General features: G+C 65.2%; 15 protein-coding genes. 8 read left to right on the forward strand and 7 right to left on the reverse strand.

From position 1 onward, the window contains the following. Positions 1–5 precede the first annotated feature (5 nt). From N440_RS06270 to ykgO, 7 genes are all read right to left on the reverse strand, one after another. Positions 6–851, reverse strand: coding sequence for a phytanoyl-CoA dioxygenase family protein (locus tag N440_RS06270; protein ID WP_133934440.1), 846 nt, complete (start codon positions 849–851; stop codon positions 6–8). 49 nt (positions 852–900) lie between these two features. After that, a complete protein-coding gene (locus tag N440_RS06275; protein ID WP_164087773.1) occupies positions 901–2,133 on the reverse strand; it encodes a TraB/GumN family protein in 1,233 nt (410 codons plus the stop codon). Further along, positions 2,126–2,656 (reverse strand): GNAT family N-acetyltransferase, encoded by a 531-nt coding sequence (locus N440_RS06280; protein WP_133934441.1) that lies wholly within the window; start codon positions 2,654–2,656, stop codon positions 2,126–2,128. The genes N440_RS06275 and N440_RS06280 overlap by 8 nt, the downstream gene beginning before the upstream one ends. 14 nt (positions 2,657–2,670) lie before the next feature. Continuing rightward, positions 2,671–3,558, reverse strand: a complete 888-nt coding sequence (locus N440_RS06285; RefSeq protein ID WP_005409280.1) for a carbon-nitrogen hydrolase — start codon at positions 3,556–3,558, stop codon at positions 2,671–2,673. A 159-nt stretch (positions 3,559–3,717) separates the two neighbouring features. Continuing rightward, positions 3,718–4,755 (reverse strand): agmatine deiminase family protein, encoded by a 1,038-nt coding sequence (locus N440_RS06290; RefSeq protein ID WP_133934442.1) that lies wholly within the window; start codon positions 4,753–4,755, stop codon positions 3,718–3,720. A 39-nt stretch (positions 4,756–4,794) separates the two neighbouring features. Beyond that, entirely contained in the window at positions 4,795–5,124 is a 330-nt protein-coding gene (locus N440_RS06295; RefSeq protein WP_006430960.1) for a hypothetical protein, read from the reverse strand. A gap of 146 nt (positions 5,125–5,270) precedes the next feature. Next, positions 5,271–5,396, reverse strand: coding sequence for a type B 50S ribosomal protein L36 (gene ykgO, locus N440_RS06300; protein ID WP_005409283.1), 126 nt, complete (start codon positions 5,394–5,396; stop codon positions 5,271–5,273). Between the two features lie 197 nt (positions 5,397–5,593). Here ykgO and cmk point away from each other — a divergent pair, with 197 nt between their 5' ends. From cmk to galU, 8 genes are all read left to right on the forward strand, one after another. After that, positions 5,594–6,271 carry a (d)CMP kinase gene (gene cmk / locus N440_RS06305; RefSeq protein WP_049457846.1) on the forward strand — a complete coding sequence of 226 codons (678 nt, stop codon included), beginning with the start codon at positions 5,594–5,596 and terminating at the stop codon, positions 6,269–6,271. A gap of 198 nt (positions 6,272–6,469) precedes the next feature. After that, positions 6,470–8,155, forward strand: coding sequence for a 30S ribosomal protein S1 (gene rpsA, locus N440_RS06310; protein WP_005416230.1), 1,686 nt, complete (start codon positions 6,470–6,472; stop codon positions 8,153–8,155). An 88-nt stretch (positions 8,156–8,243) separates the two neighbouring features. Beyond that, complete coding sequence (locus N440_RS06315; protein WP_005409286.1) at positions 8,244–8,549, forward strand: integration host factor subunit beta; 306 nt, start codon at positions 8,244–8,246, stop codon at positions 8,547–8,549. Positions 8,550–8,626: 77 nt separating this feature from the next. Then, entirely contained in the window at positions 8,627–8,911 is a 285-nt protein-coding gene (locus tag N440_RS06320; RefSeq protein ID WP_006430981.1) for a LapA family protein, read from the forward strand. A gap of 6 nt (positions 8,912–8,917) precedes the next feature. After that, positions 8,918–10,096: a lipopolysaccharide assembly protein LapB gene (gene lapB / locus N440_RS06325; protein WP_006430997.1), complete on the forward strand. Its 1,179-nt coding sequence runs from the start codon at positions 8,918–8,920 to the stop codon at positions 10,094–10,096. 3 nt (positions 10,097–10,099) lie between these two features. Further along, a complete protein-coding gene (locus tag N440_RS06330; RefSeq protein ID WP_133934443.1) occupies positions 10,100–11,089 on the forward strand; it encodes a glycosyltransferase family 4 protein in 990 nt (329 codons plus the stop codon). A 3-nt stretch (positions 11,090–11,092) separates the two neighbouring features. Continuing rightward, positions 11,093–13,006, forward strand: coding sequence for a nucleoside-diphosphate sugar epimerase/dehydratase (locus N440_RS06335; protein ID WP_006430999.1), 1,914 nt, complete (start codon positions 11,093–11,095; stop codon positions 13,004–13,006). Beyond that, positions 13,003–13,881 (forward strand): UTP--glucose-1-phosphate uridylyltransferase GalU, encoded by an 879-nt coding sequence (gene galU / locus N440_RS06340; protein WP_133934444.1) that lies wholly within the window; start codon positions 13,003–13,005, stop codon positions 13,879–13,881. The genes N440_RS06335 and galU overlap by 4 nt, the downstream gene beginning before the upstream one ends. Positions 13,882–14,385 lie beyond the last annotated feature (504 nt).

Raw genomic sequence — 14,385 nt, forward strand, 5'->3', positions numbered from 1 at the left:
TTTTCTCAGGCCTTGCGCAGGAACAGCGTGCGCCGGGTGTATTCATGCCCGAAGTCGACATGGCCGAACCGCGCGATCTCACGCCGGCCGCGTCGGTAGTAGCGCCATGGCGCCTTCTCCGGCGGCTGGGTCTGCCCGTAGAAGACATCCATGTGGCCGACCGGCATCGACTTCGGGGTCACATGCATCACCACGCTGCGGCGCGCGCCGGACGAAGGGTGCGGGGCGCCGCCATGGAACAACTGCGGGTGCCAGACGATGACGTCACCCGCCTGCACGTGCACCGCTTGCGGTTGCAGGCCGGCATCTTCGCACTGGCGGGCTACCGCATCCTGGTAGGCAGTCCAGCCCTCCGGCGACATGGCGCTGACCGGGCTGTCGCCGAAGACCGTGCGTCGCAGCGCCTGCACATCAATGGGCGGCAGCAGGTGGCTGCCAGGGACCACCCGTAGTGGGCCGTTAGTGTCATCAACTGCTTCCAGTGCCGTCCACACCCCCATGTAGCGCTCGCCCGGGGAGGTGCAGAACAGCGGCGTATCGCGGTGCAATGACTGTTCGGATCCGCGCTCGTAGTAGAGGCTGGTGTAGAGCGTAGTGGGTTCACCGAGGAAGCGGTCGCAGACGTCGATGGCCGGGTTGTCGGTGAGCAGGCGGGTCATCGCATCCACTGCCAGGTGCAGGTTGACGACCCGGTACATGCGCTTGTGACCGTCCAGGTTGCGCGTAACCGCTTTTGGGTTGCGCTGTTTGAAGCGCGCGATGCGCTCGTTGATGTCCTGGACCAACGCCGGCGCGATGGCCTGGCGAACTACTACATAGCCATCGCGCATCAGCGCGTCATATGCATCCATCGCTGTGTTCCTCCTTGAACGCCGAGTATAGCCACGTGGGGCGGGACCATCAGCCCGCCACCTTGCCCCACACCTTGAAGGTGGTCAGCCACAGGCCGAGCATGCTGCCGATGTTGGTCAGCATGAAGGTCAGCACCACGCGGGTGACGCGGTTGCGGTACCAGCCCTTCAGGCTCTGCGCATCGTCGCGCAGTTTCAGGAAGTCCTCGTACGCCGGCTTGCGCAGCCGCGCTTCCACCAGCGCCGAGAACGCACCGGTCGGGATGCTCAGGCGGAACGGCTTGAACGGGGCCACCGCGATCGCGGTGAGGATGCTCAGCGGATGGCCGCCGGCCAGCAGGCAGCCCAGGCCCGCCAGGCCACCGGTATACATCGCCCAGGTCGCCAGCAGTTCGGTACCCACACCCAGTCCGCCGCGATAGAAGCCCACGCCGATGCCGGTCGCCACGATGGCCAGGATGCCCAGCGTGAACCACGGAATGTTGCGCTTCTTCGGCACCGCCTCCAGCTCGGCGCGCAGCGGCGCCGGTGCCTCGGTGTCGGTTTCCAGGTAACGGGCCAGCCCGGCCAGGTGGCCGGCACCGACCACGGCCAGCACTTCGCGCTGCTGCGGGTCGTGTTCTTCGCGCAGGCGCGTGGCCATGTAGCGGTCACGCTCGCCGATGATGGTCTCGTACAGCGCCGGGCTCTCGCTGGCGAACTCGCCGAAGCTCGATTCCAGCATGTCGCCCTGCTTGAGCTTCTCGATCTCGTTCTCGCCCACTTCCTCGGATGAGAACAGGCCGGCACCGAGGCCGGCGACCAGCTTCAGCTTGCCGAAGAAGCCCAGCCGCTGCGATGCGCGGCGGAAGGTCAGGCCCACCTCGCGGTCGATCAGGTGTACCGGCAGGTTGCGCTCACGCGCCAGTTCCACCGCGCGCTTGAGTTCAGCGCCCGGCTCGATGTCCAGCTGTTCGGCCAGGCGGCGTTGGTAGGCGGACAAGGCCAGGTTGGCGGCGAACAGGGCCACGCGGCCCTTGCGGATCACCTCGACCAGGTCGAGCTTGGCCAGCGTGTCCGGATCGCTCAGCGCCTGCAGGCGCTGCGGATCCAGTTCGACGGCTACCGCATCGAAGCGGCCGCTGTCGATGGCCTTTTCCACGGCCTCGACGCTGGCGCGGGAGACGTGGGCGGTGCCCAGCAGGGTGTAACGCACGCCGTCGCGTTCGACGACGCGCACCGGCTGGCCGGCAAACAGGTCGTCGCCGGTCTCGGGAAGGGTTTCAGTCATGGATTCATTCATTGGAAGGTGCGGTGTCGGCGCCATCGCCGAGCGCGCGCTGCATCTGCACGGTGTCCAGCCAGCGGCCGTGCTTGCGGCCCAGGCCCTTGAAAATGCCTACCAGGTGGAAGCCGAAGCGTTCGTGCAGCTTGATCGAGGCGGTGTTGGTCGGTTCACCGATCACCGCCACCATCTGCCGGTAGCCGCGCGCCACGCAGGCATCGATGAGGGCCTGCAGCAGGCCGGTGCCGACGCCCTTGCCCTGGAAACGGGCATCGACGTAGACCGAATTCTCGACGGTCCACTGGTAGGCCACGCGGGTGCGGTAGGTGTTGGCGTAGGCATAGCCGGCCACCTGGCCGTCGATCTCGGCGACCAGGTAAGGGAAACCACGGTCGATGATGTCGCGCATGCGGCGCAGCATCTCGGTCGCATCCGGAATGTCGTACTCGTAGGTGTTGACGAAGTCGGTCACTTCCACCGCGTAGATCGCGGTGATCGCGTCGATGTCGGCCGGGCCGGCATCACGGATGAGGACGGCCATGCGCGGGCTCCGGCTCAGTCGATGTAGCGCTTGAGCAGGTCGCCGTACGCATCGATGCGGCGATCACGCAGGAACGGCCAGATGCGGCGCACGTGCTCGCTGCGCTGCAGGTCGACATCGCACAGCAGCACGGTGGCGTCGGTGCCGGCCTCGGCCAGGAACTCGCCCTGCGGGCCAAGCACGTGGCTGTTGCCCCAGAACTGGATGCCCGACGCGCCCAGCGGCGAAGCCTCGTGGCCGACGCGGTTGCAGCTCAGCACCGGCAGGCCGTTGGCCACGGCGTGGCCGCGGTGGCTCAGCACCCAGGCGTCGCGCTGGCGGGTCTTCTCGTCCTGCACGTCGTCCGGGTCCCAGCCGATCGCGGTGGGGTAGAGCAGCAGTTCGGCACCGGCCAGTGCCATCAGGCGCGCCGCTTCCGGGTACCACTGGTCCCAGCAGACCAGCACGCCGAGGCGGCCCACCGAGGTGTCGATCGGCTTGAAACCGATGTCGCCCGGGGTGAAATAGAACTTCTCGTAGAAGCCCGGATCGTCCGGGATGTGCATCTTGCGGTACTTGCCGAGCAGGGTGCCGTCTTTTTCGAACACCACCGCGGTGTTGTGATACAGGCCGGCGGCGCGGCGCTCGAACAGCGAACCGACCAGCACCACGCCATGCTTCTTCGCCAGCGCGCCGAGGCGCTCGGTGCTGGGGCCCGGAATCGGCTCGGCCAGGTCGAACTCATCCACCGACTCGTGCTGGCAGAAGTACGGGCCATTGTGCAGTTCCTGCAGCAGCACCAGCTTTGCACCCTGCGCAGCCGCCTCGGCCACGCGTGCTTCGATCACCGCCAGATTGGCGGCGGCGTCACCGTGGTTGCGCTCCTGGATCAGGGCGACGGTAAGGGGGCTGCGCGAGTTCATGCGGGGCGTTCCTGCGGGGGAAAACCAGCATGTTAGCGCGGATGGACGGCGACGGCGTGTCGCGCGCTGAATGGGTGCTGGTAGTGCCGGCCGCTGGCCGGCAATCCCGTGGATCCATCAGGCATTGCATGGTTGCCGGCCAGCGGCCGGCACTACCGCTTACGCCTTCAACAACCCTGCCGGCAGCTGCATGGTGATGCAGTGCAGGCTGCCGTTCTGCCAGATCAGCGAGCGGCAGGGCACCTGCACGATCTCGCGGCCGGGGTGCGCCTGCGCCAGCACGTCGCGGGCCAGGTCGTCGGCCGGGTCGCCGTAGGCCGGCATCAGCACCGCGCCATTGACGATCAGGTAGTTGGCGTAAGACGCGGCCAGGCGGCGGCCTTCGTCGATCACCGGCTGTGCCCACGGCAGCGGGAACAGGCGGTACGGCTGGCCATCCTTCGTGCGCAGCGCGGCCAGTTCGTTGCCCATCGCCTGCAGCTCGGCATGGTGCGAGTCGCTCTCGTCGTCGCAGGCCTGGTAGACGATGCTGTCGGCCGAGGCGAAGCGGGCGAGGGTGTCGATGTGGGCGTCGGTGTCGTCGCCTTCCAGATAGCCGTGGTCCAGCCACAGCACGCGGTCCTGCTGCAGCCAGTCGGCCAGGTCGGCACTCAGGCTGGCGCGGTCACGGTCCGGGTGACGCTCGTGCAGGCACTTCCAGGTGGTCAGCAGGGTGCCTGCGCCGTCGGTCTCGATGCCGCCGCCTTCCAGCGCGAACGGAATACTGCGCACCGGTGCGTCGTTGAACACGCCGGCCTGGTCGAGCACGCCCACCAGCTGGTCATCCAGGGTGGCGTCGAACTTGCCGCCCCAGCCGGTGAAGCGGAAATCCAGCAGCTGGAAGCCGCCATCGGCGCGGCGCAGGGTGATCGGGCCGGAGTCGCGCAGCCAGGTATCGTCGTAGGCCGCCGTGGTGAAGTGGACCTTGTCCATGTCGATGCGGTTGGAGCGCAGCCGCATCTCGGCATAGGTCTCCACGTCGTCGTCGGCCACGCAGATCAGCACCGGCTGGAAGCGGGTGATGGCCGCGACCAGGGCGATGTAGGTCTCTTCCACCTGGCCCAGGCGCTCGGCCCAGTCGGTGTCGGCGGTGGGCCAGGCAATCAGGACGCCGCTCTGGGCTTCCCACTCGGCAGGAAAACGAAGGGTCTGGTTCATGGTCTCGCTACACAGGCCCGCCCACGGCGGGTAAAGGGATCAACGGATCGGCGGTTTCGGGCCGACTTCGTTCGGGTCCGCCTGATTGGCCACCACGTCGATCACCTTCTGCTTCTCGAAGTAGACGGTGAACTGCGGGTAGACCCAGCGGTTGATGGTCGGCCATTGCCGCTTCTGCCCGCCGCGCGGCTGCAGCTGTTCGCTTGGCGCGCCGAACTGCGCCTGCACCTGCTGCATGCTCTGGCCGCGCACGGGCAGGGCACCGGCCGGCTTCTCGCGGGCACGGTCGACAAGCAGGGTATCGGCCAGCGCCGGAGTGGCGGCGGCCAGGGTGGCCATCACGGCCAGGGCGGACAGGTAACGCTTCATCTCGATCTACTCCCCAGTGGTCAAGAACGGCGATTACAGCAAAATCGGCAGGAAAAAGCCGCATAAAACAAAAAACCGCCCGAAGGCGGTTTCTTGCATCGGGTCGGCCCCGCGTAGGGCCAGCCGCAGCCGGAAGGCTGTGAGGCTTAGCGCTGACGCGCCTTGAAACGCGGGTTCGACTTGCAGATGACGAAGATCTTGCCACGACGACGCACGACCTTGCAGTCACGGTGACGGGCCTTCGCCGACTTCAGGGAGGACAGGACTTTCATGGCATACCTCGGCGTAAACAGTAGTTGTTCGGGTGGAGCGTGGCCGCGATATGCGAAAGACAATCGGCAGTTGACGCTCGTTCAAGCCCGCCATTCTACCGGGCTTTTTGTCGTTGTTTCAAGTGGTTGCGCGAAAGTCGCCGCGCGGGCCCCCGGGCAGGGGCTAGAATGACCCCTTCGAACGCTCTGGGAACCCCATGAATCCACTCGCTCCCGTCCTGACCATCGACGGCCCTTCCGGGGCTGGCAAGGGTACCATCAGCCGCATCATCGCGCGCCGGATGGGCTGGCATTACCTGGATTCGGGCGCCCTGTACCGGGCGGTGGGCGTGGCTGCGAGCTGGGCCGACATCGACACCTCGGACGCCTCGGCGCTGGTGCGCTGCACCTTCGATACCCACGTTCAGTTTGTTGAACAGGGCGAGTCGATGCGGGTCATGGTGAACGGTACCGACGCCACCGACGAGCTGCGCCTGGAGACCACCGGGGCCCTGGCCTCGGCCATCGCGGCCATTCCGGAGGTGCGGGCCGCGCTGAAGGAGCGCCAGCGCGCATTCAGGGAGCTGCCCGGCCTGGTCGCCGATGGCCGCGACATGGGCACGGTGATCTTCCCGGACGCCTCCTACAAGGTCTTCCTGACCGCCAGTGCCGAGGAGCGCGCCGAGCGCCGGCATAAGCAGTTGAAAGACAAGGGGGTTTCTGTTAACTTTGATGACCTCCTGCGCGAGATCATGGCCCGCGACGCCCGTGATGCTCAGCGTACCGTGGCGCCCCTGAAGCCGGCAGACGATGCTGTCCTCATCGACACCACAGGCATCGGCATCGATGATGTCGTTGCCAGAGTGATGGATCTGCTTCCGGTTCCGGCTGCCTGATCCGTTCGCGCGGGAGCACTGCCAGCAACATCGGTGGTGGTCGCGCATAGCAGTGCTGTACCAGCTCCGTCGCGCAATGATGCGTGGCGGTTTTCCTACTACACACGACCTGCGTTTCCGGGGTCGACCAACAGGCGGGCGGTCGCCATTCCCCTGAAGGGGACGCCACCGACCCATGTGTCCAACAGAGTAAATCTAATGACCGAATCATTTGCCGAACTGTTTGAAGCCAGCCAGGCCAATCTGGCCAAGCTGAAGCCGGGCGCCATCGTCAGCGGTACCGTTGTTGAAGTCCGCGGCGACGTCGTGGTGATCAACGCTGGCCTGAAGTCCGAAGGCATCGTGCCGATCGAACAGTTCCGTAACGACGCTGGCGAAATCGACGTCGCCGAAGGCGACATCGTCAAGGTCGCCCTCGACTCGATCGAGAACGGCTTCGGCGAAACCGTCCTGTCGCGCGAGAAGGCCAAGCGCGCGATGGTGTGGGACGAGCTGGAAGAAGCGTTGGAAAAGAACGAAACCATCACCGGCCGCATCAGCGGCAAGGTCAAGGGTGGTTTCACCGTGGACATCAAGGATGTCCGCGCCTTCCTGCCGGGTTCCCTGGTCGATGTGCGCCCGGTGCGCGATCCGGCCTACCTGGAAGGCAAGGAACTCGAGTTCAAGCTCATCAAGCTGGACCGCAAGCGTAACAACGTCGTGGTCTCGCGCCGCGCTGTCGTCGAAAGCGAGCACTCGGAAGAGCGCGAGCAGCTGATGGACAAGCTGCAGGAAGGCGCGATCCTGAAGGGTGTCGTCAAGAACCTGACCGATTACGGCGCGTTCGTGGACCTGGGCGGTATCGACGGCCTGCTGCACATCACCGACATGGCGTGGAAGCGCGTGCGTCACCCGTCGGAAGTCGTGAACGTCGGCGACGAGCTGGACGTCCGCGTGCTGAAGTTCGACCGCGAGCGCAACCGCGTTTCGCTGGGTCTGAAGCAGCTGGGCGAGGATCCGTGGGACAACATCGGTCGTCGTTACCCGGCCAACAGCCGCGTCTTCGGCAAGGTCTCCAACGTCACCGATTACGGCGCGTTCGTCGAGATCGAGCCGGGCGTCGAAGGCCTGGTGCACGTCTCCGAGATGGATTGGACCAACAAGAACGTCAACCCGTCCAAGGTTGTGCAGGTCGGTGACGAAGTTGAAGTCATGGTCCTGGACGTCGACGAAGAGCGTCGCCGTATCTCGCTGGGCATGAAGCAGGTTGCCGCCAATCCGTGGGAAACCTTCGCTGCCACCCACAAGAAGGGTGACAAGGTGTCGGGCCAGATCAAGTCGATCACCGACTTCGGCATCTTCATCGGCCTGGACGGCGGCATCGACGGCCTGGTCCACCTGTCCGACATCAGCTGGAACACCACCGGCGAAGACGTCGTTCGCAACTTCAAGAAGGGCGATACCCTGGACGCCGTCGTCCTGGCTGTCGATCCGGAGCGCGAGCGCATCTCCCTGGGCGTGAAGCAGCTGGAGCAGGATCCGTTCGGCCAGTACATGGCTGCCAATCCGAAGGGCTCCAAGGTCGAAGGCGTGGTGAAGGAAGTCGACGCCAAGGGCGCGATCATCGAACTGGCTGACGGCATCGAAGGTTACGTCTCGGCACGCGACATCGCCAACGAGCGCGTTGACGACGCCACCCAGCACCTGAAGGTCGGCGACAAGGTCGAAGCCAAGTTCGTGGGCATGGACCGCAAGGGCCGTACCCTGCAGCTGTCGATCAAGGCCAAGGACGACGCGGAAATGCGCGAAGTGCTGGAGGAATACCAGTCCTCTTCGGCTTCCAGCGGCACCACCCAGCTGGGCGCGCTGCTGCGTGCGCAGCTGAACGGCAACAAGTCCGAGTAATCGGCCTTACGCTGTACGTTGTTTCCTGGACGGCCCGGGCGTTTGCCCGGGCCGTTTCAGGCTGAGATGCCCCTGATGTGAGCCGGTGATGACCAAATCCGAACTGATCGAAATCCTTGCGCGCCGCCAGGCGCACCTGAAGGCCGATGATGTCGATCTGGCGGTGAAGTCATTGCTGGAAATGATGGGCGGTTCGCTGTCCGCCGGGGATCGCATCGAAATCCGTGGTTTCGGCAGCTTCTCGCTGCACTATCGTCCGCCGCGCCTGGGTCGCAACCCGAAGACCGGCGAATCGGTTGCCCTGCCGGGCAAGCATGTTCCCCATTTCAAGCCGGGCAAGGAACTGCGCGAGCGGGTCAGCAGTGTGCTGCCGCTGGACGCTGATCCGGCCTGAGCCTCCCGTCGCGCCACCGCGTGCGAATCAAGCCGCGAGTCGGATAAGCTACGGACTCCTGCCACTGGAGCTCTCGCATGAAGGTTTTTCGTCTGCTGGTCCTGCTGGCGGTCCTGATCCTTGGGCTGATCATCGGTGCGGTCAACATGACCGCGATGTCGATCAACCTGCTTTTCACTCAATTGCATACCTCGGTAGGCGTGGCGCTGATCGCTGCACTGCTGGTGGGTGTCATCGTCGGTGCCGGTCTGGTGCTGGTAAGCGTGGTCATTCCGCTCTACAGCCAGCTGCGCCGCGCCAACAAATCCGGGGCGGCGACGCCGGCCGCGGGTGTTTCCTCCCAATCTTTTGACGGACGCTGATCGAAGATGGAATTCGTCACCGAGTGGCTGTGGTTTTTCCTGTTCGTCCCGCTGGCTGCAGTGGCGGGATGGGTGATCGGCCGGCGCGGCGGGCAGCGTCACGGTGACAGCCAGGTCAGCCGCCTGTCGAGCACCTATTTCCGGGGCCTGAACTACCTGCTCAACGAGCAGCCGGACAAGGCCATCGAGTTGTTCCTGCATATCGCCGAGCTGGACAAGGAAACCTTCGAGACCCAGGTCGCGCTCGGCCACCTGTTCCGCCGTCGCGGCGAAGTCGATCGTGCCATCCGCCTGCACCAGGGCCTGGTCAACCGCCACGATCTGAGTGATGCACAGCGCGTGCAGGCGCTGCTGGCGCTGGGCGAGGACTACATGAAGTCCGGCCTGCTGGACCGTGCCGAAACCGTGTTCACCGAGCTGGCGCAGCTCGACCAGCGCGCCCCGCAGGCGCTCAAGCACCTGATCGGCATCTACCAGGCCGAGCGTGACTGGGAAAAGGCGATCGACAACGCGACCCGTTTCGAGGACGTGACCGGCGAGCCGATGGGCAAGCTGATCGGTCAGTTCGAATGCGAGCTGGCCGAGCGCTTCCGTGGTGCCGGCAAGCTGGAGGAGGCGAGGGCAGCGATCGCCCGTGCCTACCAGGCCGATGCGATGTCGGTGCGTGCGGGCATCATCGAGGGGCGCCTGGAGACCGATGCCGGCAACGCGGAAGCCGCGGTGCGCGCATTCGAGCGGGCGGCCCGCAACGATCCGGAATACCTGCCCGAGCTGCTGCCGGCGCTGATGGCGAACTATCGCAAGGTCGGTGACCTCGCGGGCGCGCGTGCCTTCCTGTCGGAAATGACCGAGCACTATCGCGGCATCGCTCCGGTACTGGCGTTGACCCGGCTGATGGAAGAGCAGGAAGGCGTTGCGCCGGCCCGAGCCTATCTGGGGCGCCAGCTCAAGGATCGTCCGTCGGTGCGTGGCGAGTCCGCACTGATCGACCTGACCCTGGCCGAAGGCGCCGACTCCACGGCCACCCTGCATGACCTCAAGCACATCACCGATCAGTTGCTGGTGCGCAACCCGGCCTACCGCTGCACCCGCTGCGGTTTCGGAGCGCGGACGCATCACTGGCAGTGCCCGAGCTGCAAGGAGTGGGGGACGGTCAAGCCGCTGCTGAACTACGCGGTGCTCTGATCCATGCCGTGGTTCGTGATGGGGGCGCTGCTGGGACTGGCCCTGTTGAGCGCAGCCCTGACCTGGGCCGCCCGTGGCTATGCCGTGCGGCAGCAGTTGATGGACCAGCCCGGCGAACGTCGCAGTCATAGCGTGGCGACGCCGCGCGGTGGTGGCATCGCCATCGTCATCAGCCTGCTGGTTACGGCGGGCGTGGCCATGTTCGTCTGGCCGGACGCGGCGCCGAGCCTGCTGGTCGCCAGCCTTGGCCTGGTCCTGGTGGCCGGCATCGGCTGGTGGGACGACCACAGGCCCCTGCCTGCCCTGCGCCGGCTGCTGGTGCATTTCATTGCGGCAGCGCTGCTGGCCATGCTGGTCAAGGCGAACGGTGGCAGCTGGCTGCTGGCCGGACTGGTGCTGCTGTTCACCGCTTCGCTGATCAACATCTGGAACTTCATGGATGGGATCAACGGCATTGCCGCCAGCCAGGCCATCGTTGTCGCATTGGGACTGGCGCCGCTTCTGCCCTGGCCCTATTCGCTTGCGGCCCTGGCATTGGGCCTGGCCTGCCTGGGCTTCCTGCCGTTCAATTTTCCGCGGGCGCGGATCTTCATGGGTGATGTCGGAAGTGGCGCGTTGGGCTATGCGGTTGCGGCCGTGCTGGCCATCGCCAGCGTGCGCACGGACATCAATTGGCTCCTGCTGCTGGTGCCGGCCTCGGCTTTCCTTGTGGACGCAGGCTTCACACTGCTGGCGCGCATCATTTCCGGACAACGCTGGATGGAACCCCATACCCAGCATGTCTACCAGCGCGCGGTGCAGGCAGGAGCCAGTCACGCCCAGGTGACAGGGATGTACTTTGCTTTGGGCCTGTTCAGTATTACAGTGACTGTTGTCTGCTCCAAATTGCAGCCGAGGTGGGAGGCTGTCGTGGCGATCGCGTGGTTCAGTGCGCTGAGCGTCCTCTGGCTCCTCCTGCGCAATGGATTGCGCCATCGACAAGGAAATACCTGACTTATGGCTTCACCCTGGCGGGACAGAATCCTCGGCCTGATGCCGCGTTCGGCCATCGTCTGCCACGACCTGTTCATGGTCTGGGCATGCTGGCAGCTGCTCCACGCGGGGCGCTACTCGATCCTGCCCAACGCGCCCGAGCTTCCGCTCTGGAACATCGACACCACACTGGTACTGCTGCTGCAGGGCCTGGTGTTCTGGCGCGTCGGCCTTTACCGCGGACTGTGGCGGTTTGCCAGTGTCAGTGACCTGCTGAACATCTTCAAGGCCAGCTTCATCGGCATGGTGGCGATCGTGCTGGTGCTGATGTGGAAGCGCTTCGATGGCGTGCCGATGTCGGTGCTGGTGATCTATCCGTTTGCGTTGTCGGCCCTGCTGGGCGCGCCGCGCCTGCTGTACCGGGCCTGGAAGGACTACCAGGCGCTGCAGTCCGATTCCAGTGCACGTCGTGTGCTGATCCTCGGCGCCGGCCAGGCCGCCGAGACGCTGGTCCGCGATCTGCGGCGCTCGGGCAACTTCGAGCCGGTCGGCCTGCTCGATGACGCCCCCCACCTGCGCGGGGCCAAACTGCAGGGCCTTCCGATCCTTGGCACCCTGGACGACGCGCCCACCGTGGTCCGCGAGACCGCGGCCAAACTGCTGGTGATCGCCATTCCTTCGCTGGACGCTGCCGGCATGCAGCGGATCGTGGCCATCTGTGAAAGCACGGGCGTGCCGTTCCGTACCGTGCCCAAGCTCAGCGACATCCTGCAGGGCCAGTCGCTTCCCGGGCAGCTGAAGGAAGTGGCGATCGAGGACCTGCTCGGCCGCAAGCCGATCATGCCGGACTGGAACCTGATCCGTGGTTGGCTGGGCGGGCGTACGGTGATGGTGACCGGCGCCGGTGGCTCGATTGGCTCGGAGCTGTGCCGCCAGTGCGCGCGCCATGGTGCTGGCCGGATCATCCTGCTGGAGATCAGCGAACTGTTGTTGCTGACCATCGAGGGCGAACTGCGCCGCAGTTTCCCCGATGTCGAGATCGAGGCAGTGCTGGGTGACTGCGGTGACCCGGCCGTGATCCGCCATGCGCTTTCGCTGCATCCGGTGGATACCGCGTTCCACGCGGCGGCCTACAAGCATGTGCCGGTACTGGAGCGCCAGCTGCGTGAAGCGGTGCGCAACAACATCCTGGCGACCGAGAATGTGGCCCGGGCCTGCCTGGAGGCGCGCGTCGAGCATTTCGTCTTCATCTCCACCGACAAAGCGGTGGACCCGGTCAATGCGCTGGGTGCCAGCAAGCGCTATGCCGAGATGATCTGCCAGAGCCTGGACCAGAAGTCCACGCACACCCGTTTTGTCACCGTGCGTTTCGGCAATGTGCTGGCCTCGGCCGGCAGCGTGGTGCCGCTGTTCCGGGAACAGATCCTGCGCGGTGGGCCGGTGACCGTTACCGATCCGGAAGTCAGCCGCTACTTCATGACCATTCCCGAGGCCTGCCAGCTGATCCTGCAGGCGGCCGCCTCGGCCTCGCATGGCGCGATCTATACGCTGGACATGGGCGAGCCGGTGCCGATCCGCCTGCTGGCCGAACAGATGATCCGGTTGGCGGGAAAGCAACCCTACAAGGATATTCCGATCATCTATACCGGCCTGCGTCCCGGTGAAAAGCTGCATGAGACGCTGTTCTATTCAGACGAGGACTACCGTTCCACTGCGCACCCGAAGATCCTCGAGGCCGGTGTGCGCATGTTCTCGCGAGATCTGGTGCTGGCCAACGTGCCGCGTCTGCGCGATGCGGTCTGCAGCTACGACACCGACACCATCAAGGAAGTCCTGTTCGCGACGATGCCGGAGTTCTCTCCAATCGAACAGGATGCTTACATTTCATCCGCTAAAGTCGTGCCCTTTCCGGCACGTGAGGCCAACAGGCACCAATGAGCAAGCGAATTCGCAAAGCGGTTTTCCCGGTAGCGGGTCTGGGGACACGTTTTCTGCCAGCAACCAAAACCGTGCCGAAGGAGATGCTGCCGATCATTGATCGACCGCTGATCCAGTACGCCGTGGATGAAGCAATCGAAGCGGGCTGCGATACGTTGGTGTTCATCACCAACCGCTACAAGCACGCGGTGGCCGACTATTTCGACAAGGCCTACGAGCTGGAACAGAAGCTCGAGCGCGCCGGCAAGCAGGAACAGCTGGAGCTCATCCGCCACGTGCTGCCCGAAGGCGTGCGCGCGATCTTCGTGACCCAGGCCGAAGCACTGGGCCTGGGGCATGCGGTGCTCTGCGCCAAAGCCGTGATCGGCGACGAGCCGTTCGCCGTGCTGCTGCCGGACGACCTGATCTGGAACCGCGGCGCGGGTGCGCTCAAGCAGATGGCCGATCTCAACGAGGCCAGTGGTGCCAGCGTGATCGCCGTTGAAGACGTGCCGCACGAAAAGACAGCGAGCTACGGCATCGTGGCGACCGAGGCCTTTGATGGCCGCAAGGGTCGCATTTCGGAGATCGTGGAGAAGCCGAAGCCGGAGGACGCGCCGAGCGACCTGGCGGTGGTAGGCCGTTATGTGCTGAGCCCGAAGATCTTCGAGCTGCTTGAAAGCACCGGCAGCGGTGCCGGTGGCGAGATCCAGCTGACTGATGCGATCGCGCAGCTGCTGAAGACCGAAGAGGTCGATGCCTATCGATTCGAGGGCACCCGCTTCGACTGCGGCACGCACCTGGGGTTGGTGGAGGCGACGATCCGGTTCGCGCTGGATAACCCGAAGCTGGCTGGCCCGGCGCGGGAGAAGCTGACGGCGATGCTGGCGGAATAAGGGTTTTATCAAGCGCTCCGTGCAGCGCCTTGATTGATACGTGATGGGCGGGACGGGTGGGCCTTTGCAGGACACGCCGTAAACCCCCCTCCGAGGTCCGGCCCAGCCGCTGGCGGCTGTGCGTTCGGGCGCTTGCGAAGCAGTGCTTCGCAAGCAAAGCGCCCTCACCCATGGGGGCTCGATGGCGCCATCCATGGCGCCAACGGTCCTGCAAAGGCCGACCCGTCCCGCCTGTCAGATTTCCCGTGGGCGCGGACGGGAAGGGCGGAATCAAAGGCAGAAGCACAAGCAAAAAGGCAGCCATAGGCTGCCTTTTTGCTTGTTGGGGTCTGATCCCTTTGCGCTGCAAAGGGCTCTGACCCCGGCCTTTGCCCCTGTCTTTGCTCACCCCTCCGCCGCGGGGAGGCTGGAAGGGCCGGGTCGGCAGGGCTGCCCGGGACCGTTGGCGCCATGGATGGCGCCATCGAGCCCCCATGGAGGGGTTCACGGCGTGTCCCGGGCAGC

It is taken from the genome of Stenotrophomonas sp. CC22-02 (assembly GCF_004365115.1).
Classification (GTDB): domain Bacteria; phylum Pseudomonadota; class Gammaproteobacteria; order Xanthomonadales; family Xanthomonadaceae; genus Stenotrophomonas; species Stenotrophomonas forensis.

What these genes read in the sequence shown, in the direction of transcription:
- N440_RS06270 (WP_133934440.1), bottom strand. Translation starts at nt 851, where the DNA reads ATGGATGCATATGACGCGCTGATGCGCGATGGCTATGTAGTAGTTCGC.
- N440_RS06335 (WP_006430999.1), top strand. Translation starts at nt 11,093, where the DNA reads ATGGCTTCACCCTGGCGGGACAGAATCCTCGGCCTGATGCCGCGTTCG.
- N440_RS06295 (WP_006430960.1), bottom strand. Translation starts at nt 5,124, where the DNA reads ATGAAGCGTTACCTGTCCGCCCTGGCCGTGATGGCCACCCTGGCCGCC.
- N440_RS06315 (WP_005409286.1), top strand. Translation starts at nt 8,244, where the DNA reads ATGACCAAATCCGAACTGATCGAAATCCTTGCGCGCCGCCAGGCGCAC.
- N440_RS06275 (WP_164087773.1), bottom strand. Translation starts at nt 2,133, where the DNA reads ATGAATGAATCCATGACTGAAACCCTTCCCGAGACCGGCGACGACCTG.
- N440_RS06290 (WP_133934442.1), bottom strand. Translation starts at nt 4,755, where the DNA reads ATGAACCAGACCCTTCGTTTTCCTGCCGAGTGGGAAGCCCAGAGCGGC.
- N440_RS06320 (WP_006430981.1), top strand. Translation starts at nt 8,627, where the DNA reads ATGAAGGTTTTTCGTCTGCTGGTCCTGCTGGCGGTCCTGATCCTTGGG.
- N440_RS06285 (WP_005409280.1), bottom strand. Translation starts at nt 3,558, where the DNA reads ATGAACTCGCGCAGCCCCCTTACCGTCGCCCTGATCCAGGAGCGCAAC.
- N440_RS06280 (WP_133934441.1), bottom strand. Translation starts at nt 2,656, where the DNA reads ATGGCCGTCCTCATCCGTGATGCCGGCCCGGCCGACATCGACGCGATC.
- galU (WP_133934444.1), top strand. Translation starts at nt 13,003, where the DNA reads ATGAGCAAGCGAATTCGCAAAGCGGTTTTCCCGGTAGCGGGTCTGGGG.
- cmk (WP_049457846.1), top strand. Translation starts at nt 5,594, where the DNA reads ATGAATCCACTCGCTCCCGTCCTGACCATCGACGGCCCTTCCGGGGCT.
- rpsA (WP_005416230.1), top strand. Translation starts at nt 6,470, where the DNA reads ATGACCGAATCATTTGCCGAACTGTTTGAAGCCAGCCAGGCCAATCTG.
- N440_RS06330 (WP_133934443.1), top strand. Translation starts at nt 10,100, where the DNA reads ATGCCGTGGTTCGTGATGGGGGCGCTGCTGGGACTGGCCCTGTTGAGC.
- ykgO (WP_005409283.1), bottom strand. Translation starts at nt 5,396, where the DNA reads ATGAAAGTCCTGTCCTCCCTGAAGTCGGCGAAGGCCCGTCACCGTGAC.
- lapB (WP_006430997.1), top strand. Translation starts at nt 8,918, where the DNA reads ATGGAATTCGTCACCGAGTGGCTGTGGTTTTTCCTGTTCGTCCCGCTG.